General features: G+C 69.2%; 19 protein-coding genes. 11 read left to right on the top strand and 8 right to left on the bottom strand.

Annotation, left to right across the window (positions count from 1 at the left end; genetic code table 11):
* Nucleotides 1-148 precede the first annotated feature (148 nt).
* The 5 genes from ACFORO_RS06370 to infC all read right to left on the bottom strand — a co-directional run bounded on the left by ACFORO_RS06370 (nt 149) and on the right by infC (nt 2,849).
* Nucleotides 149-772: a nucleoside monophosphate kinase gene (locus tag ACFORO_RS06370; RefSeq protein ID WP_377867759.1), complete on the bottom strand. Its 624-nt coding sequence runs from the start codon at nt 770-772 to the stop codon at nt 149-151.
* A gap of 2 nt (nt 773-774) precedes the next feature.
* Nucleotides 775-1,575 carry a TrmH family RNA methyltransferase gene (locus tag ACFORO_RS06365; protein WP_377867767.1) on the bottom strand — a complete coding sequence of 267 codons (801 nt, stop codon included), beginning with the start codon at nt 1,573-1,575 and terminating at the stop codon, nt 775-777.
* Nucleotides 1,572-1,949, bottom strand: a complete 378-nt coding sequence (rplT, locus tag ACFORO_RS06360; RefSeq protein WP_009079612.1) for a 50S ribosomal protein L20 — start codon at nt 1,947-1,949, stop codon at nt 1,572-1,574. The genes ACFORO_RS06365 and rplT overlap by 4 nt, the downstream gene beginning before the upstream one ends.
* A 64-nt stretch (nt 1,950-2,013) precedes the next feature.
* The gene (rpmI, locus tag ACFORO_RS06355; protein WP_344286555.1) at nt 2,014-2,208 is read right to left on the bottom strand and encodes a 50S ribosomal protein L35; all 195 of its coding nucleotides are present in this window, start codon (nt 2,206-2,208) and stop codon (nt 2,014-2,016) included.
* Between the two features lie 77 nt (nt 2,209-2,285).
* Nucleotides 2,286-2,849, bottom strand: a complete 564-nt coding sequence (gene infC, locus ACFORO_RS06350) for a translation initiation factor IF-3 (protein ID WP_200864208.1) — start codon at nt 2,847-2,849, stop codon at nt 2,286-2,288.
* Nucleotides 2,850-3,131: 282 nt separating this feature from the next.
* Between infC and ACFORO_RS06345 the strand changes: the two genes are divergently transcribed.
* The 3 genes from ACFORO_RS06345 to ACFORO_RS06335 all read left to right on the top strand — a co-directional run bounded on the left by ACFORO_RS06345 (nt 3,132) and on the right by ACFORO_RS06335 (nt 5,671).
* Complete coding sequence (locus ACFORO_RS06345; protein WP_037818165.1) at nt 3,132-3,491, top strand: DUF1844 domain-containing protein; 360 nt, start codon at nt 3,132-3,134, stop codon at nt 3,489-3,491.
* A 537-nt stretch (nt 3,492-4,028) separates the two neighbouring features.
* The gene (locus ACFORO_RS06340; RefSeq protein WP_377867758.1) at nt 4,029-4,676 is read left to right on the top strand and encodes a GntR family transcriptional regulator; all 648 of its coding nucleotides are present in this window, start codon (nt 4,029-4,031) and stop codon (nt 4,674-4,676) included.
* On the top strand, nt 4,673-5,671 hold the full coding sequence (locus ACFORO_RS06335; RefSeq protein ID WP_377867757.1) for a 1-aminocyclopropane-1-carboxylate deaminase: 999 nt from the start codon (nt 4,673-4,675) through the stop codon (nt 5,669-5,671). Before ACFORO_RS06340 ends, ACFORO_RS06335 begins: the two co-directional genes overlap by 4 nt.
* A 73-nt stretch (nt 5,672-5,744) precedes the next feature.
* Here the strand turns inward: ACFORO_RS06335 and ACFORO_RS06330 are convergent, their stop codons facing one another.
* The 3 genes from ACFORO_RS06330 to ACFORO_RS06320 are packed head-to-tail and all read right to left on the bottom strand — an operon-like array spanning nt 5,745 to nt 7,824.
* Complete coding sequence (locus tag ACFORO_RS06330; protein WP_116204166.1) at nt 5,745-6,128, bottom strand: RidA family protein; 384 nt, start codon at nt 6,126-6,128, stop codon at nt 5,745-5,747.
* A complete protein-coding gene (locus ACFORO_RS06325) occupies nt 6,128-6,886 on the bottom strand; it encodes an IclR family transcriptional regulator (RefSeq protein ID WP_377867756.1) in 759 nt (252 codons plus the stop codon). Before ACFORO_RS06325 ends, ACFORO_RS06330 begins: the two co-directional genes overlap by 1 nt.
* Nucleotides 6,883-7,824, bottom strand: a complete 942-nt coding sequence (locus tag ACFORO_RS06320; RefSeq protein ID WP_377867766.1) for a sugar kinase — start codon at nt 7,822-7,824, stop codon at nt 6,883-6,885. The genes ACFORO_RS06325 and ACFORO_RS06320 overlap by 4 nt, the downstream gene beginning before the upstream one ends.
* Nucleotides 7,825-7,974: 150 nt before the next feature.
* Here ACFORO_RS06320 and ACFORO_RS06315 point away from each other — a divergent pair, with 150 nt between their 5' ends.
* The 8 genes from ACFORO_RS06315 to ACFORO_RS06280 all read left to right on the top strand — a co-directional run bounded on the left by ACFORO_RS06315 (nt 7,975) and on the right by ACFORO_RS06280 (nt 17,940).
* Nucleotides 7,975-9,273: an amino acid deaminase gene (locus tag ACFORO_RS06315; protein WP_377867755.1), complete on the top strand. Its 1,299-nt coding sequence runs from the start codon at nt 7,975-7,977 to the stop codon at nt 9,271-9,273.
* Complete coding sequence (locus ACFORO_RS06310; RefSeq protein ID WP_377867754.1) at nt 9,273-10,868, top strand: N-acyl-D-amino-acid deacylase family protein; 1,596 nt, start codon at nt 9,273-9,275, stop codon at nt 10,866-10,868. The genes ACFORO_RS06315 and ACFORO_RS06310 overlap by 1 nt, the downstream gene beginning before the upstream one ends.
* Complete coding sequence (locus ACFORO_RS06305) at nt 10,865-12,256, top strand: GntP family permease (protein WP_377867753.1); 1,392 nt, start codon at nt 10,865-10,867, stop codon at nt 12,254-12,256. The genes ACFORO_RS06310 and ACFORO_RS06305 overlap by 4 nt, the downstream gene beginning before the upstream one ends.
* A 31-nt stretch (nt 12,257-12,287) precedes the next feature.
* Entirely contained in the window at nt 12,288-13,421 is a 1,134-nt protein-coding gene (locus ACFORO_RS06300) for a lactonase family protein (RefSeq protein ID WP_377867752.1), read from the top strand.
* A gap of 75 nt (nt 13,422-13,496) precedes the next feature.
* Nucleotides 13,497-14,780: an extracellular solute-binding protein gene (locus ACFORO_RS06295; RefSeq protein ID WP_354744935.1), complete on the top strand. Its 1,284-nt coding sequence runs from the start codon at nt 13,497-13,499 to the stop codon at nt 14,778-14,780.
* A gap of 3 nt (nt 14,781-14,783) precedes the next feature.
* On the top strand, nt 14,784-15,704 hold the full coding sequence (locus tag ACFORO_RS06290) for a carbohydrate ABC transporter permease (protein ID WP_377867751.1): 921 nt from the start codon (nt 14,784-14,786) through the stop codon (nt 15,702-15,704).
* Nucleotides 15,695-16,549, top strand: coding sequence for a carbohydrate ABC transporter permease (locus ACFORO_RS06285; RefSeq protein ID WP_377867750.1), 855 nt, complete (start codon nt 15,695-15,697; stop codon nt 16,547-16,549). The genes ACFORO_RS06290 and ACFORO_RS06285 overlap by 10 nt, the downstream gene beginning before the upstream one ends.
* Before the next feature lie 2 nt (nt 16,550-16,551).
* Nucleotides 16,552-17,940, top strand: coding sequence for a beta-N-acetylhexosaminidase (locus tag ACFORO_RS06280; RefSeq protein ID WP_377867749.1), 1,389 nt, complete (start codon nt 16,552-16,554; stop codon nt 17,938-17,940).
* Nucleotides 17,941-17,948: the final 8 nt, after the last annotated feature.

Here is a 17,948-nt window from a genome sequence, read left to right as displayed (position 1 = left end):
CGGGCTCCTGGTGAGGACCGGTTGGCGTAGGAACCACCAGTCCTACCGGGAGCCCACCACATTCCAGAACATCACCACGCCCACCGCCCCACCCAGTTCTCAGACGCCCTCTGAGCCCGCGGCGGGACCCGGCGAAGGCAGCGGCGGGTCAGAGGCGGAAGGCGGTCGTCACCTGATGGAGCAGGTCGTCTTCCGAAGTCGCGGTGTCGACCTCGATCGCCCGTAACCCAAGACGCCCCGTCTCCTCCCGGAGGCGGCTCGTGAACATCCGATCCCGTTCAGCGAGGTTGCGGGCCGCCCGGGCCGGGTCGCTGGTCCGCCAGACGAAACCCTCCCCCGGTGTGCTCCGGCCTTCGATCGCCGCATGGCGGAAATCCGGCGTCGGCAACAGCCACACGGCCTGGTCCACGACGTCCAGCAGGGGCTTTACGAGATGAGGCAGCAGGCGGAGGCCGTCGACGACAATGCGAGGTTCCGAAGGCAGGCCAAGGAGGTCTTCGACAATCAGCCCGAAGCCCTCGCCGCGGAACCAGTGGAACGTCTCCAGCATGACGTCCGGAGAACGGCGGACCCAGCGTTCGTCCATGTCCATGGACTGGAAGGCGTGCAGCATCGGAGCCGACGCAGGCGTCGTGCGGGTGGTGTGGGCGCGCATCGTGTCGTCGGTCGCGTAGTGGTGCCAGCCGTAGCGGGCGGCGAGGCGGCGGGCGGTCGTCGATTTGCCCGCGCCGGGGGCGCCGCCGATCCAGTAGACGTGCCGGAGATCCGCCATGGTCAGCGGTGCGCGGCCATCGCTGCCGTGTAGACGCAGACTGCGGCGGCGGTCGCCAGGTTGAGGCTTTCTGCCTTGCCGTACAACGGGATTCGGACTGCTTCGTCCGCAGAGGACAAAACCTCCTCGGGCAGGCCGTGCGCTTCGTTGCCGAAGATCCAGGCCACCGGGTCTCCGAAGCGGACAGTCTCCAGCGAGGTCGAGGCGTAGCCATGCGCGGCAAGGGTCCGGAGACCGGCTGAGCGCAGGGCCGCCAGCACCGACGGGATGTCGCGGGCGCGCGCCAGCGGGACGTGGAACGTGGAACCGGCGGCGGCGCGGACGCTTTTGCCGTTGTGCGGGTCGACGGTGTCGCCAGCCAGGACGACCGCGTCGGCACCGGCGGCGTCGGCCACGCGGATCACGGTGCCCGCGTTGCCGGGTTCGGCGACGTCTACTAAGACCACTACCAGCCGGGCCGAGGCCAGGACTGTCTCGAGTGGACGGTCGACCAGCGAGCAGACCGCGATGATTCCCTGCGGGGTAACGGTTTCCGACAGGCTCGCGGCCGCGCGGTCGGTGATCGGCGAAACGCGGGGGGCGGCCTCCACCAAGGAAGGGTGGGCGGCGGCGGCGCGTTCGGTGACGAAGAGTTCGTGCACCGTGCCGTGGGAAAGTGCCGAGGTGACGGCGTTGGTCCCTTCGGCCAGGAAGCGGCCGGTTTTCTCTCGTTCCGCGCGCCGGGTCAGCTTGCGCGCGGCAACGACCCGGGGGGTCCGTTCGGTGAACGGATCCGCCCCGGGCCGGAAAACGCTGCCGGTCAGGCCGACTTCGCTTCGCCGGTCGTGACGTTCGCCTTGGCGAGCTCGGCGAGCGCGGTGAAGGCGGCGGCGTCGTTGACGGCGAGGTCCGCGAGGATCTTGCGGTCCACCTCGACACCGGCGGCCTTCAGGCCCTGGATGAACCGGTTGTAGGTGACGCCGTTGGCGCGAGCGGCCGCGTTGATGCGGGTGATCCACAGCTGGCGGAAGTCACCCTTGCGCGCACGGCGGTCGCGGTAGGCGTAGTTGAGCGAGTGGAGCGTCTGCTCCTTGGCCTTGCGGTACAGCCGCGAACGCTGGCCGCGGTAACCGCTGGCCAGTTCGAGAGTCGCGCGACGCTTCTTCTGGGCGTTGACCGCCCGCTTGACGCGTGCCACTGGTCCATCCTGTCGAATTCGGGGGGTGCGAGGACCCCGGGGTGGTCGGGAAAGGGTGCGGGCCTCAGCGGCCGAGCAGGCGCTTCACGCGGCCGACGTCGCTCTGGGCGACCTCGGTCGTGCCCTCGAGACGGCGGGTGAGGCGGTTGGACTTCTTCTCCATCAGGTGGCGGCGGCCGGCCTTCTGGCGGCGCAGCTTGCCCGAACCGGTCACGCGGACGCGCTTCGACGTGCCCTTGTGCGTCTTCATCTTCGGCATGCTTGTTGTCCTCTTCCGTGCGGCGGCACACCGGATGACCCGGTGTGCCGCTGACTGTGCTGGTCGGCGCTGGGGCGCTACGCCTCGGGAGCCGATTCGGCCGATTCGGCTTTCGCCGCCTTCGGCTTCACGTTCTTGTGCGGGGCCAGCACCATGATCATGTTGCGTCCGTCCTGCTTCGGCGACGATTCCACGAAGCCGAGCTCGGTGACGTCGTCGGCGAGCTTCTGCAGGAGCCGGAAGCCGAGCTCCGGCCGGGACTGCTCGCGACCGCGGAACATGATCGTGACCTTGACCTTGTTGCCCGCCGCCAGGAACCGCGACACGTGACCCTTCTTGGTCTCGTAGTCGTGCTGGTCGATCTTCGGCCGCAGCTTCTGTTCCTTGATGACGGTCAGATGCTGGTTGCGTCGCGAGTCGCGGGCTTTCTGCGCGCTCTCGTACTTGAACTTGCCGAAGTCCATGAGCTTGGCCACGGGCGGGCGGGCCTGCGGGGCCACCTCGACGAGGTCGAGGTCCGCCTCCTGCGCAAGCCGCAGCGCATCTTCGATCCGGACAATGCCGACCTGCTCGCCGTTAGGGCCGACGAGCCGGACTTCCGGCACCCGGATGCGGTCGTTGATGCGTGTCTCGGAGCTGATGGGGCCTCCTTGGTCCGAGTTGTGTTTTCTCGTTTCGACCTGGTGCCCACATGACTCAGGCCCCGCCTCCGGCTGCTGCCGGTGCACGGGGCCCGCTCTGTCTCCGATCGCGCCCGGCCGGAGGGCCGAACGCTTCGCCTCGGCGGTACGCTGCCTGAACGGCATGCACCACTTCGGCGAGACCGGACCCGGACACCTGAGTCGGTGACGCGGGTGGGAGCGGGGCTCCACTTGCCGCCCCCGATCGCTCGGGAGCTGGTCGCACGTGGAAGGGTACCAGACGTGCCTGAACAACCTTCGCCACCGCCCCCGTATTCCCCCGACGACCGCGGGCTCGAGGAGATCCCGAGCGTCGAGGTGATCAGCCGCGCCGCGGTGATGCTGCTGTCCGCGGGAGCCGAACGCCTCGGCCTCGCCGACGCCGACCCGGAGAACTCTCCGCACCGTGACCTCGACGAGGCGCGCCGCCTCATCACCGCGCTCGCCGGGCTCGTCACCGCCTCCGCCGAGTACCTCGGCCTGCACGCCGGACCTCTTCGCGACGGACTGCAGTCGCTGCAGAAGGCGTTCCGCGAGGCGTCGGTCGTGCCGGATCCGCCGGGCCAGGGGCCGGGCGAGAAGTACACCGGGCCGGTTTACTGAGGCCCCACGTTGCAGGAATGAAGGACCCGCTCCGCGATCGCCGGGGCGGGTCCTCGTCATTTCCGGCGGGGATGCCAGGGCATGCCGTGTGGGTGCAGAACTCCGCGACGCATCCTTCGAAGCGACGGCTCTCGGCCAGGCCTCGTCATTTCCGATGGGCGGCGCAGAGACGTGCGGCGCGGGAGCAGGACTGCACGACCCGACCCCGAAACGGCGGCTCGTAGCCGGTCCTCCCTATTTCCGATGGGCGGCGCGGGAGCAGGGACTGCGCGACCCGACCCTGGAGTGGCGGCTCACGGCGAGGTCCTCCACATTTCCTGCAGGCGGCACCGATGCATGCGCTTAGACGCGGGACCGCAACCCCTGCCCTGAAGCATCAGCTCACAGCGAGGTCCTCGCCATCTCCAGCGGGCGGACGCCGAGGCATGCCGCACGGGTGCCCCGGCGCGGAACCGCGACACGACCGGGGTCCCCAGCGGCAGGCCCCGTCGCTCCGGGCCATTGCCCCACCCGCCTCCGACATCTAACATGTTAGATGTGAGTGCACTCCCCAAGGTCTCCCGGCCGTTGCTGCGCGACGAGGCGTACGAGCGCATCCGGCACGCCATCATCGACGGCAGCCTCCCGCCGGGCACTCCCCTGCGCGACGCCGACCTCGCCGAAGAGCTCGGGCTGTCCCGCGCCCCGGTCCGGCAGGCGCTGGTGCGGCTGGCCGAGGACCGGCTGGTCGTGTCGAAGCCGCAGAGTTACACGAGGGTCGCCGAGTTCGACGCTGGCGACGTTCGCGACGCGGTGCGGCTCGTCCGGGCGTTGCACGAACTGGCCGTGCGCGAGGCGCTCCCCCGGCTCGGCCAGCGGCAGATCGCGGAAATGCGCGAAGCCAATGACCGGTTTCGCGAGGCCGTCGCCGAGGGAGACGTCGGCAAGGCGATCGAAGCGGACGACGAACTGCACGACATCCCCGTGCGGGCGTGCGGCAACCGGGCGGTCGCGGCGACCCTCGACCGGTACACGCCGTTGTTGCGCCGGCTCGAATACGCGCGGTTCAGCTCGCTGCCCGCGCATCGGTCGGTCGACCGGCACGAGGAGCTCATCGCCGCGCTGGAAAGCGGCGACGAAAAAACCGCGGCGCACCTCACTTCCACGATTTGGACCGATCTCGAAGCCCTCCTGGAGGACGCGTGAGCCTGGCTGATTTCCCCCGTTTCCCGTTGCTGATCGGGCCTTCGCCGGTGCACCGGCTGGACCGGCTCACCGAACGCCTCGGCGGCGCGACCGTCTGGGCCAAGCGCGAGGACCTCAACTCCGGCCTCGCCTACGGCGGCAACAAAACGCGCAAGCTCGAGTACCTCGTCGCCGACGCGCTCGCCAAGGGCGCGGACACGCTCGTCTCGATCGGCGGCGTCCAGTCGAACCACACGCGCCAAGTCGCGGCCGCGGCGGCGCGGGCCGGGATGAAAGCCGTGCTGGTGCAGGAAAGCTGGGTCGACTGGGCCGATCCGCTGCACGACAAGGTCGGCAACATCCAGCTGTCGCGGATCCTCGGCGCGGACGTCCGGCTGGTCGACGCCGGGTTCGGCATCGGCTTCAAGGAGAGCTGGGAGCAGGCGCTTGCGGAGGTCGAAGCGAACGGCGGCACGCCGTACGCGATCCCGGCCGGGGCGTCGGATCATCGACTCGGCGGGCTCGGGTTCGCGAACTGGGTGCTGGAATTGGAAGAGCAGGAGCGCGAACTCGGCGTTTTCTTCGACACCGTCGTGGTCTGCTCGGTCACCGGCAGCACGCAGGCGGGGATGATGGCCGGAGCGGCGGTGAGCGGGAAGCCGCGGCGGATCCTGGGGATCGACGCGTCGGCGAAGCCCGAGGAGACGCGCGAGCAGATCGGCCGGATCGCGAAGAGCACGGCGGAGCTGATCGGGGCCGGGCCGGTCGAAGACGTGATCCTCGACGAGCGTTACCACGCTGGGGTCTACGGGATTCCGGACGAGCGGACGCTTGAGGCGATCCGGACTGCCGCGCGGCTGGAAGGCATGATCACCGACCCGGTGTACGAGGGGAAGTCGATGGCCGGGCTGATTGATCTCGTGCGCACCGGCGAGATCGCGAAAGAATCGAACGTGCTGTACGCGCACCTAGGCGGGCAGCCCGCGATCAACGCCTACACGAGCGTGCTCGGCTGACACGACTGTCCGTGAAGGACTCCTTGAGGGAATCTGATTCCCTCAAGGAGTCCTTCACGGACCGCGAGCAACGTCAGTCGAGGACGGCGAGCACGTCGATCTCGACCAGGAGCCCGGCGGGCAGCCCGACGTACACCGTGGTGCGGGCCGCGTGCGGGGCCTCGCCGATCAGCTCGTTGTAGACCTCGTTGAACGCGGCGAAGTGGCTGGTGTCGGTGAGGTACACGCGCACCATCACCGCGTCCGCGAAGCTCGAGCCCGCTTCTTCGAGCAGCGCGGTCAGGTTCTTGAACACCTGCCGGGTCTGGCTCACGACGTCGTCGCCGACGATCTCGTTCGTGGCCGGGTCGAACGCGACCGCGCCGGCGACCTGCAGGATGTTCCCCTTGCGGACGGCCTGCGAGAAGTTCGCCGGCGGCTTCGGCGCGTTCTCGCTGGTGATCGCCGTCTTGCCCATCATTGCCCCTTTCCGTTCCCCGTCCATCCACTGTGGACGGAAGCTTTCTCCGTGGCGGCCAGCAGCTCGGGCACGAGCGCCAGCAGCCCGTCGTAGTCCAGCAGCACCTTCGGCACCGACATCGACGCCGCGGCGAGCACTTCGCCGCCCGCGCCGCGCACCGGCGCGGAAACGCAGTGGATGAAGTCCTCGTGCTCGGCATTGTCCACCGCGTACCCGCGCTCAGCGACCTGGTCCAGTTCGGCCAAATACGCCTCGGGTGTCCTGATGGTGTTGGCGGTGAGCACGACGTAGTCGATCGCGCGCGCGATCTCCTCGCGTTTCGCCCGCGGCATCGCCGCGACGAGCACCTTGCCGACCGCGGTGCAGTGCAGCGGCGCGCGTTTGCCGACCCGCGAGTACATCCGGACCGCGTGGTGTCCCTCGAATTTGTCGATGTACACCACTTCACCGTCCTCATAGGACGCCAGGTGCACAGTGTGTCCGGTCCGCAGGTTCAGCTCGGCGAGCGCTTCGTGCGAACTGCGCCGGACGTCGCGGTCCTCGAGCGCCTGGTTGGCGAGGTCGAAAAGCGCGCTGCCGAGGCGATAGTGACGGGCTCCTTCGCGCCGAACGAAATGGTGCGATTCGAGCGTGCGCAGGAGCCGCAGCACCGTCGTCTTGTGCACGCCGATCTCTTCGGCCAGCTCGTCGAGCGTCTTGCCGCCGCGGGCGAGACCGCCCAGCAGCGTCAGCGCGCGGTCGAGACTTTGGCTCACGTGGCCACCACTCCCTCTCCGGTGAGCCGGACGGAACTCCAGCTGTCGGCGTCCGCCTGCACCAACTGCAGCACAACGGCCTCGGCCAGCGGTACGCCGACGTCGTCCTGCGTCAACAGCGTCGCCGCGGCTTGCAGGTGACCACGCCGAAGCCTCGTCAGCGGATCGGCGCCGCGCAGAGTCGCGGCCAGGAATCCGGCGGCAAAGGCGTCTCCGGCACCGACCGGCTCGACGACATCAACCTGAAGCGCGGGCGAGAACAGCGGTTCGGCCGAGCCCTCGACGAGCGTTGCGCCGCGTTCCCCGTGTTTGACCACGAGCGTGCGCGGGCCGGGCAGAAGGGCGCGCAGCTGTACCGGATCGCCGGTGCCCCACACGCGTTCCGCCTCGTCGTCGCCGGTCAGCACCAGATCGGCCTTCCCGGCCAGTTCGGCGAGCACGGACTGGTCGCGTCCGGTCCACAGCGCGGGGCGATGGTTGACGTCGAACGACACGAGCAGGTCGCCGCGCGGACGTTCGAGCAGCGCGCGGACGAGCGCGAGGCAGCTGTCCGAAAGCGCGGGCGTGATCCCGGAGAGGTGCAGCACGCGAACGCCGGAGAAGTCCAGCCGGGACACCAGTTCCGGGCCCATGCCGGACGCGGCGGAACCCGAGCGGTAGTAGCGGACCGGACTGCCGCCCGCGCCGCTTTCCTTCACGTACAGCCCGGTCGGGCGGGTCGGGTCGACTACGACGCCGCGCACGTCCACGCCCGCCGAAGCGATCTCGCGGACGAGCGCGCGGCCGAACGGGTCGTCGCCGACGGCACTCACCCATCCGCTCGGCACGCCGAGGGCGGGCAGGTGGCACGCGACGTTCGACTCCGCGCCGCCGATGGTGCGCAGCCAGGTGCGCACCTCGTCCGGCGGGCCGGGTTCGGCGGGCACGAACAACGCCATCGACTCGCCGATGCAGAGCACTTCGGGCGACCCAGTCGGACTGCTGGTCACTGACGTCCCTTCCCCGTTGACCTGTGGCGACCCGGATGCTACACCTATGCAACGCATTTTGCGCAACGTCCGTTGCAAGATACGCAACCGAGGTCCTGAATGAACAGCAACGCCGCTCTCACCGCCGCCGTCCGAGCCGGGCGCGGCGAACGGATCGACTGGCGCTTCCGCGCGCTCCCCCCGGCCCTGTCCGGGCTCACTCTCGACGAAGCCGCGGCCCGCCGCGCCAAGCTCTTCGACGACGGCTTCTTCGGTCCGTTCGTGGTGCTCGACGCGAACGCGATGGAACACAACCTCGCCACCATGGCCCGCTGGTGCGCCGAACGCGGCATCGCGCTCGCGCCGCACGGCAAGACGACGATGGCGCCGGAGCTGTTCGCCCGGCAGCTGGAGCACGGCTCGTGGGGCATCACCGCGGCGAACGCCGGGCACGTGCGGATCTACCGCGCGTTCGGCGTGTCGCGGATCCTGCTGGCGAACCAGCTCGTGGACCCGTCCGCGCTGCGCTGGCTGGCCGGCGAGCTGACGGCGGACCCGGACTTCGAGTTCGTCTGCTGGGTCGACTCGGTGCGCAGCGTCGAGCTGATGACCGAAGCGCTCGCCGGTGCCGAGCGGCCCGTCGATGTACTGGTGGAGCTGGGCGGCGAAGGCGGTCGTACCGGGGTCCGCGACGCCGCGACTGCGCTGGCGGTCGCTGAGGCGGCGGCGAAGAGCCCGATGCTGCGCTTGCGGGGCACCGGCGGTTACGAGGGCGCGCTTTCGCACCACACCGACGAAGCGGCGCTGGCGAAGATCAGTTCCTATGTGGACAGCCTGCGTGACGCGACGGTCACGTTCGCGGAGAAGGGTTTGCTCGCCGACGGTCCGGTGTACGTCACCGCGGGCGGCAGCGCGTACTTCGACCGCGTCGTGGACGAGCTGACCAAGCCGTGGCCGGACGGTCTCGAAGTGGTCCCGATCCTGCGCAGCGGCGCGTACCTGACCCACGACGACGGCTTCTACCGCGAGATCTCGCCGCTCGGCGAGCACCCGCGTATCTCCGGTGTCGACAGCTTCCGTCCCGCGCTGCACGCGTGGGCGCAGGTGACGTCGAAGCCGACGCCGGAGCTGGCGCTGCTCACCGCGGGCAAGCGCGACCTGCCGTACGACGAAGGCATGCCGGAGCCGCAGCTGTTGCGCAAGGACGGCGTGGTCACCGAGCTGACCGGGCACACCGTCCCGAAGCTCAACGACCAGCACGCGTTCCTCGAACTGCCGGAAGGGTCGCCGGTCGAGGTCGGCGACTGGATCCGGCTCGGTCTGTCGCATCCGTGCACGACGTTCGACAAGTGGTCGTTGCTGCCGGTCGTCGACAGCGACGGCGAGACGGTGGTCGACTTCGTGCGGACGTGGTTCTGATGGATCTCGTGATCCGCGGCGCCCGAGTCGCCGACGGAACCGGGGCCCCGCTGGAAATCCGCGACGTCGGCATCACCGGCGACCGCATCGCCGACGTCGCCGCGCCGGGAGAACTCACCGCACCGCGCGTGCTCGACGCGACCGGGCTGGTCCTCTCCCCCGGCTTCATCGACATGCACTCGCATTCCGACCTGCAGGTGCTCGCCAACCCGGACCACCTGGCGAAGATCAGCCAGGGCGTGACCACCGAGGTGCTGGGCCAGGACGGCCTTTCCTACGCCCCGGTCAACGACGAGGTGCTTGCTTCCCTCCGCCAACAGCTGGCCGGGTGGAACGACGACCCGGCCGGGTTCGACTGGAACTGGCGCTCGGTCGGCGAGTACCTCGACCGGCTGGACCAGGGCATCGCGACGAACGCCGCGTACCTGGTCCCGCAGGGCACGGTGCGGATGCTCGTGGTCGGCTGGGAAGACCGGCCCGCCACGGACACTGAACTGGCGCGGATGCAGGAACTCGTCGCGACCGGGCTGGCGGAAGGCGCGTTCGGGCTGTCGTCCGGGTTGACCTACACGCCCGGGATGTATGCGACCACCGAGGAACTGGTCGAGCTGTGCCGCGTGGTCGGCGAGCGCGGCGGCTACTACAGCCCGCACCACCGCAGCTACGGCGCGGGCGCGCTGGAGGCGTTCGCGGAGATGGTCGACGTCTCGCGCCGCTCAGGCTGCCCGCTGCACCTCGCGCACGCGACGATGAACTTCTCCGTCAACAAGGGCAAAGCGCCGGATCTGCTGCGGTTGCTGGACAACGCGCTCGACGACGGCTGCGACATCACCCTCGACACGTACCCGTACCTGCCCGGCGCGACCTATCTGTCCGCGCTGCTGCCCAGCTGGTCCACCGAAGGCGGCCTCGAACCGACGCTCGCCCGACTGTCCGATCCGGACACTCGCGAACGGATCCGGGCGGAGATCGAAGAGTCCGGTTCGGACGGTGCGCACGGCGTGCCGATCGACTGGGACGCCATCGAAATCAACGGCGTCCGCCGCGAGGAAAACGCCGCGCTGGTGGGGCACAGCGTCCTCGCCTCCGCCCGCACTGCCGGAAAACCCCCGGCAGAGCTGTACTTCGACACGCTGATCGACGAAAAGCTCGGCACGTCCTGCCTCATGCACGTGGGGCACGAGGAAAACGTGCAAGCCATCATGCGGCACCGCACGCACACCGGCGGCTCGGACGGCCTGCTGGTCGGCGCGCGCCCGCATCCCCGCGCGTGGGGCACCTTCCCGCGGTACCTCGCGCGCTACGTCCGCGAACTGGGCGTTCTCGAACTGGCCGACTGCGTCGCGCACCTCACCGGACGCGCGGCACGGCGGCTGGGGCTGTCCGACCGGGGCCTCGTGCGTCCCGGCCACGCAGCCGATCTGGTGCTGTTCGACCCGGACACGGTCGCCGACACCGCGACGTTCGACAATCCGCGGCAGCCCGCCGCGGGCCTGCACCACGTCTTCGTCAACGGCGTCGCCGCCCTCGAAGACGGAACCCCCACCGGCGCGCTCGCCGGGCATTCCCTTCGCCATCCCGGGAGTCGACGATGATTCACTGGCTGCAGACCAGCACGGCCGGTCTGCTCACGCTGGCCGCGGTGTCCATCGCGGTGCTGCTCTTCCTCATCATCAAGGTCAAGGTCGAACCGTTCATCGCCTTGATCGTGGTGGGCCTGCTCACCGCGCTGGCCGCGGGCGTGCCGGTCGGCACCCTGGTCGGCACCGCCCAGAAAACCTCGGATTCGCTGCTGGAGAAGGGCTTCGGCAGCATTCTCGGGCACATCGCGGCGATCATCGGGCTGGGCACGCTGCTCGGTTCGATCCTGGAGAAATCCGGCGGCGCGCGCGTGCTCACCTCGGCGTTGCTGCGGGCGTTCGGCGAGAAACGCGCTCCGCTCGCCATGGGTCTTTCCGGGCTGATCTTCGGCATCCCGGTGTTCTTCGACATCGGCATTTTCGTGCTCGCGCCGCTGGTCTACGCGGCGGCGAAGCAGGGCGGCCGGTCGATCGTGCTGTACGCGATGCCGTTGCTGGCCGGGCTTTCCATCACGCACGCCTTCATCCCGCCGCACCCGGGACCGGTCGCCGCGGCCGGGCTGCTGCACGTCGATCTCGGCTGGCTGATCCTGATGGGCGCGGTCTGCGGCATCCCGGCGTGGTTCATCGGCGGCATCCTGTACTCGACGTGGATCGGCAAGCGCGTCGACGTGCCGCTGGCCGAGGACTTCGCGAAGCTCGCCGGGGAAGAGGGCGAGCAGGACGGCCCCGCGCCGTCGCTCAAGCTGGTCGGCGGGATCATCGCGGTTCCGCTGGTGCTGATCCTCCTCGGCACGTTCGGCAGCATCCTGCTGCCCAAGGGGTCCACCGGCGCGGGTATCGCGGCGTTCCTCGGTACGCCGGCCATCGCGCTGACCATCGCGACGCTGCTCGCGTCGTGGCTGCTCGGCCGCCGCCGCGGGATGAGCGGCGCGGATCTGGCCCAGCTTTCCGCCAACGCCTTGCGCCCGGTCGCGATGATTCTTCTTGTGGTCGGCGCGGGTTCGTTCTTCGGCGCGGTGCTGTCCGCCACCGGAATCGGCAAAGCGGTGGCCGGATCCCTTGGCGACGCCGGGCTTCCCGTGCTGCTGGCGGCGTACATCATCAGCTGCGGCATGCGCATCGCCCAGGGTTCGGCGACGGTCGCGATCGTGACGACGAGCGGCATTGTCGCGCCGACGGTGCTGGATCTGCATTATTCGCAAGCACAATTGGCGCTCGTGGTGGTCGCGATCTCGGCCGGGTCGATCATCGCCTCGCACGTGAACGACGGCGGGTTCTGGATCGTGTCCCGTTACTTCGGGCTGACCGTGACGCAAACCCTGAAAACCTGGACGGCTTTGGAAACAGTCCTTTCCTTGAGCGGTTTCGGTGTGGCAGCATTGGTGATGGCATTGGTCTGAACCACATCGGCACATGTTCCGGGGGTATTCGATGACCGAGATTTCCCGTCGCACGTTCGTCGGAGCGGTCGGCGCGGCCGGGGCCGCCGCCGTGGTGGGCGCACAGCTCGCCACGGCAGCACCCCGGCCGCGCGCGGCCACGACGGTCTACGTCGGCAGCTACACCAACAGCGCACCGGCGGGCCACGGGCTCGACGTCACCCAGCGAGCGGCGGGAAGCCCCGCTCTCACGCAGGTGCGCACTGTCCCGAAGCTGACCGACGTCTCCTGGTTCGACCGCACTCGCGACGGCCGGATCCTGTACGTCACCAACGAAAACGAGGGCGCGGAGACCGGCACAGTGTCCGCGTTGGACATCTCCGACCCGACCCGGCCGAAGCTGCTCGGGTCGACGTCCTCGAAGGGTGGCTCGCCCACGCACCTTTCGGTGCACCCGAGCCAGAAGTACGTGCTGGCCGCCAATTACGACTCCGGCAGCGTCGTCGTGCTGCCGATCAAGTCCGACGGCAAGCTCGGCGCGGCCACCGACCTGCAGCAGCACCAGGGCAAAGAGCCGCACGCGCACCAGGTGGTCACTGACCCGTCCGGCAAGTGGGTGCTGGCGGTCGATCTCGGCACCGACTCGGTGTACGTCTACTCGTTCGACACCGGCAAGGGAAAGCTGAAGCTGCACAAGCAGATCACTCTCCCCGCCGGTGCCGGACCGCGACACCTCGCGTTCCACCCGAACGGCAAATTCGCTTACGTCGCCCAGGAACTGCGGCCGGAGATCACCGTCGCCAGCTGGGATTCCGCCACCGGCACGTTCAAGCCGATCGCCGTGGTGCCCGCGGTTCCGCCGGGCAGCACCGGCGAACTGTTCCCCGGCGAGATCACCGTGTCGCGCGACGGGAAGTTCGTCTACGCCACCGTGCGCGGCCCCAACACCGTCGCCACCTTCACGGTCGCTGACGGCGGAGCCGGGCTCACCTTGGTGTCCTCGGCGGCCTCCGGCGGCAACTGGCCGCGGCACCTCGCGCTGGACCCGGACGAGAAGTGGTTCTACGTCTCGAACCAGCGCTCCGGCACGGTCACCTGGCTGCCGCGCGACCCGGCTACCGGCCTTCCCGGCAAGTCGGCGGGCTCGCTCGCGGTGCCGAACGTCAACTCTGTCTTCTTCGTCTGAGAAAAACCGGGGCTGTCACGCCGCACAGCCCCGTCTTTCCCGGTCTCCGACCGGTCCCCGCGACAGGAGTCACCGATGAAGCTGCGCTCTGTCCTGCCCGCTGTCGCCACGCTGGCGTTGCTCGCCGCGTGTGCGCCCACCCAATCCGGCCCGGCCGCCTCCGGCGGAAACCAAACCGACGGCACGCTCCGGGTCTGGCTGTTCGACGAAGCGAACCGCGCGCCGAAGGAGGCCGCGGTCAAGGAAGCGATCACCGAGTTCGAGGCCAACCACGCCGGCGTGAAGGTCGACGTGCAGTGGGTCCCGGTCGAAGGCCGCGCGGACAAGTTCTCCGGCGCGTTCAACGACCCGTCCAACGCCCCCGACGTCGCCGAATTCGGCAACACCGACGTCTCCAGCTACGCACAGACCGGCGCGTTGTCCGACCTCACCAAGGACATCTCGAACTGGTCGGACGGCAAGGACCTGCTCCCGTCCGTTGTGGACACCGCGAAGGCGAACGGCAAGATCTACGGCATCCCTTGGTACACCGGCATCCGCGCGTTGTACTACCGCACCGACGTGTTCGCCGAACTCGGCCTCAAGCCGCCCACGACGCTGGCCGAGCTGACCGACGACGCGCGCAAGATCCGCGAGAAGAAGCCGGACCTGTACGGCATCGCCACCGGCGGCAAGTACACCTACGCCATGCTGCCGTTCATCTGGGCCAACGGGGGCGAGCTGGCCAAACAGGACAATGGCAAGTGGACGTCCGCTGTGGACTCCGCGCAGGCCAAGGCCGGAGTCACCGCGTACGCGAACCTGATCAAGGACGACATCTGCCCGCCGTCGGCCTGCGCCAACCTCACCGGCACGCAGAGCGTCACCGCGTTCGCCGGCGGCAAGGCGGGCATGGTGATCGGCGGCGACTTCAACCGCAAGGCCGTCGAAAAGGGCTCGGTGAAGGGAAAGTACGCGATCATGCCGCTGCCCGGCACCACCCCGGGTTCGGTCGCGCCCGCGTTCGCCGGCGGCAACCTGCTCGGCGTGTTCGGCGCGAGCCAGCGCCACGGTCTCGCGGTGCAGTTCGCCGAGCTGCTGGCAGGCATCAAGTACCAGGAGAAGATGTACGCGGCGATGGGCAACCTGCCCACCCTCGCGTCGGTCCAGAAGAAGCTCGCCGCCAGCGACCCGACGCTGAAGGCCTTTGTGGACACCCTGACCGCGGGCACGAAGTTCGTGCCGAGCACGCCTGCGTGGTCCAAGATCGACAGCCAGAACGTGCTGCCCACCGCCGTGCAGCAGATCGCGACCGGCGGCAAGGACGCGAACGCCGCGCTGGCCGACGCCGCCGCGGCGATGAACAAGAACTTCGGCTGACCCGTGGCCGCAGTCCGTTCCGCGACCGTCCGCCGCGACGGCCGCGCGGCTCTCCTGTACTTGCTGCCCGCCGGGATTCTCCTCGGCGCGCTGCTGGTGTACCCGATTTACCAGCTGGTCGTGATCTCGCTCTACGACTACGGCCAGCCGCAGGCGGCGGGCGCGGCCCCGCTGGTGTTCCTCGGCCTCGACAACTACGTCACCCTGCTCGCCGACGTCCAGTTCTGGACGGTGCTCGGCAAGACGGTCGGGTTCGCCGCGGCCTGCGTGATCGGCAGCCTGGTCGTCGGCACGGCTTTGGCCGTGCTGGCGAGCCGGGTCCGCGCGTTCCCGCGCACGCTGCTGTTCCTGGCGGCGCTCGGCGCGTGGGCGACCCCGGCGATCGCCGGCTCGTACGTCTGGCTGTTCCTCTTCGACACCGATTTCGGCCTGGTCAACGAGGTGCTCTCGGGCATCGGGTTCACCGGCATGGAGCACCATTCCTGGACGTTCGGCACCTTCGGGACGTTCGGGCTGGTCGCCGCCGAGGTGATCTGGTGCTCGTTCCCGTTCGTCATGGTCACCATGTACGCCGGGATCAGCGGGGTGCCGAAGGAGACGCTGGAGGCGGCGGCGCTCGACGGCGCCTCGGTCTGGCGCACCACGCGGTCGGTGATCCTGCCCGCGGTCCGGCCGCTGCTCACCATCGCGACCGTGCAGTCGATCATCTGGGACTTCAAGGTGTTCACCCAGATCTACGTGATGACCAACGGCGGCGGCATCGCCGGGCGGAACCTGATCCTGAACGTCTACGCCTACCAGCAGGCGTTCGCCGGGCAGGAATACGGGCTCGGCTCCGCGATCGGGGTCGTGATGACCTTGCTGCTGCTGTCCATCACCGGGCTCTACGTCCGGTCCCAGCGCCGGAGTGCCGCATGGCTGTGAAAGTGCGCCGCCCCGCGCGGCTCGTCGCCGAGATCGTGACCGTGGTGACCGCCGGGATCGTCGCGTTCCCGCTCTACTGGATGGTGCTGTCGGCCTTCAAACCGGCTGGGGAAATCCAGTCGGCGCATCCGAAACCGTGGACGTTCGCGCCTTCGCTGGACAGTTTCCGGCGCGTGCTCACGGTTTCCGGATTCGGCCGGTTCTTCCTCAACAGCCTCGCTGTCGCGGTGGTCGTGGTGCTGCTGTCGCTGGTGCTGTCGTTCCTTTCGGCGGTGGCACTGACGCGATTCCGGTTCCGCGGCCGCGGAATGCTGCTGGTGATGATCCTGGTCGCGCAAATGGTTCCGGTGGAAGCGCTGACGATTCCGCTGTTCTTCCTGATGCGCTCGGTCGGCGGCGCAGTTCCGGCGTTCGGGCTCAACGAACTGGGCTCGCTCGTGCTGGTGCACCTGGCGTTCAGCCTGCCGTTCGCGATCTGGATGCTGCGCGGGTTCGTCGCCGCGGTGCCCGCCGAACTCGAGGAAGCGGCCACTTTGGACGGTGCGTCGCGGATGCGGTTCACCTGGCAGATCCTGTTCCCGCTCGTCGCGCCCGGGCTCGTGGCGGTGAGCGTGCTCGCGTTCATCCACGCGTGGAACGACTTCCTGTTCGCCAAGACGTTCATCATCTCCAAGACCGAAAACCAGACTCTGCCGCAGGCGATCCTGGTGTTCTTCAAACCGGAGGACACCGACTGGGGCGCCGTGATGGCCTCGTCCACCCTGATGACGATCCCCGTGCTGGTGTTTTTCGTGCTGGTGCAACGGAGGCTCGTCGGCGGGACGGCCGGGGCCGTGAAGGGATGACCATGTCCGGTTTCGACGCTCTCCTCCCCCGCCCGGTGTCCGCGGAAGCGGCGTCCGGCACCTGCCCGTGGCCCGCGCCGTTGAACGTGCGGACCGCTACGGATCTGCCCGCCGAGGGCTACCAGCTCACGATCACGCCGGACGGCGTCACGCTCGACGCGGCCGACGCCGCGGGCGAGTTCTACGGCCGCCAGACCCTGCGCCAGCTCGCCGGTCCGGACGCGTTCCGTGCCGCGTCGATCCACAATGGACCGGTCGAGCTGCCGTGCGGGACGATCACCGACCATCCGCGATTCGCCTGGCGCGGCTGCCTTTACGACGTCTCGCGGCACTTCCGGACGAAGGCCGAGGTGCTGCGGTTCGTCGACCTGCTGGCCGCGCACAAGATGAACGTGCTGAACCTGCACCTCACCGACGACCAGGGCTGGCGGATCGAGACGCCGGAATTCCCCCGGCTGACGTCCGTCGGCGGCTGGCGGAAATCGTCGATGGTCGGCAGGCACGACGGCCCGGAACGCGACGGCCGCCCGCACGGCGGTTACTACACTGTGGACGATCTGCGCGAGATCGTCGCGTACGCCGCCGCCCGGGCCGTCACCGTAGTGCCCGAAGTGGACATTCCCGGACACGCCCGAGCCGCCATCACGGCGTACCCGGAGCTCGGCCCGACCACCGATACCCCTTGGGAGGTCTGGACTTCCTGGGGCATCAGCACCTCGCTGCTGGATCCGTCGGAGTCCACTCTGGACTTCTTCCGCGCGGTCTTCGACCACGTGCTGGACATCTTCCCGTCCCCGGTGATCGCGCTCGGCGGCGACGAGGTGCCCGGCGTGACCGAGGCGCACCACCGGTTCGTCCGGGCGATCGCGGACCATCTCGTCGCCCGCGGCCGTACCCCGATGGGCTGGGACGAGGTCCTCGAAGGCGGCGACCTGCCGACGATGGTGATCGGCGTGTGGCAGGACCGCGAACGGGCTTCGCTGGCGTTGAAGGGCGGGCACGAAGTAGTGCTCTGCCCCGAGGACGGCGTGTACCTCGACCACCGGCAAAGCGACCACCCGGACGAACCGATCCCGGTCGGGTACCTGCAGGATCTCGAGCATTTCTACGGTTTCGAGCCCGAATCCGGGCCGCGCGTGCGCGGGGTCCAGGCGCAGCTGTGGTCCGAGCACCTGGACACCGTGCGGCGGACGGATTACGCGGCGTTCCCGCGGCTGTCGGCGTTCGCCGAGGTCGCGTGGAGCAGCGGCCCGCGCGACTACGCGGAATTCCTGTCCCGGCTGCGGGAGCACCACCTGCCGCGGCTGGACGCGCTCGGCGTGGAGTACCGCCCCCTCGACGGACCGCACCCGTGGCAGACCCGGCCGGACGCGCCGGGACGTCCTCGCTGAGCCCCGGG

The sequence above is a fragment of the Amycolatopsis halotolerans genome (genome assembly GCF_042647905.1).
Lineage (GTDB): Bacteria > Actinomycetota > Actinomycetes > Mycobacteriales > Pseudonocardiaceae > Amycolatopsis > Amycolatopsis halotolerans.
This window is presented reverse-complemented; position numbering and strand designations above follow the sequence as displayed.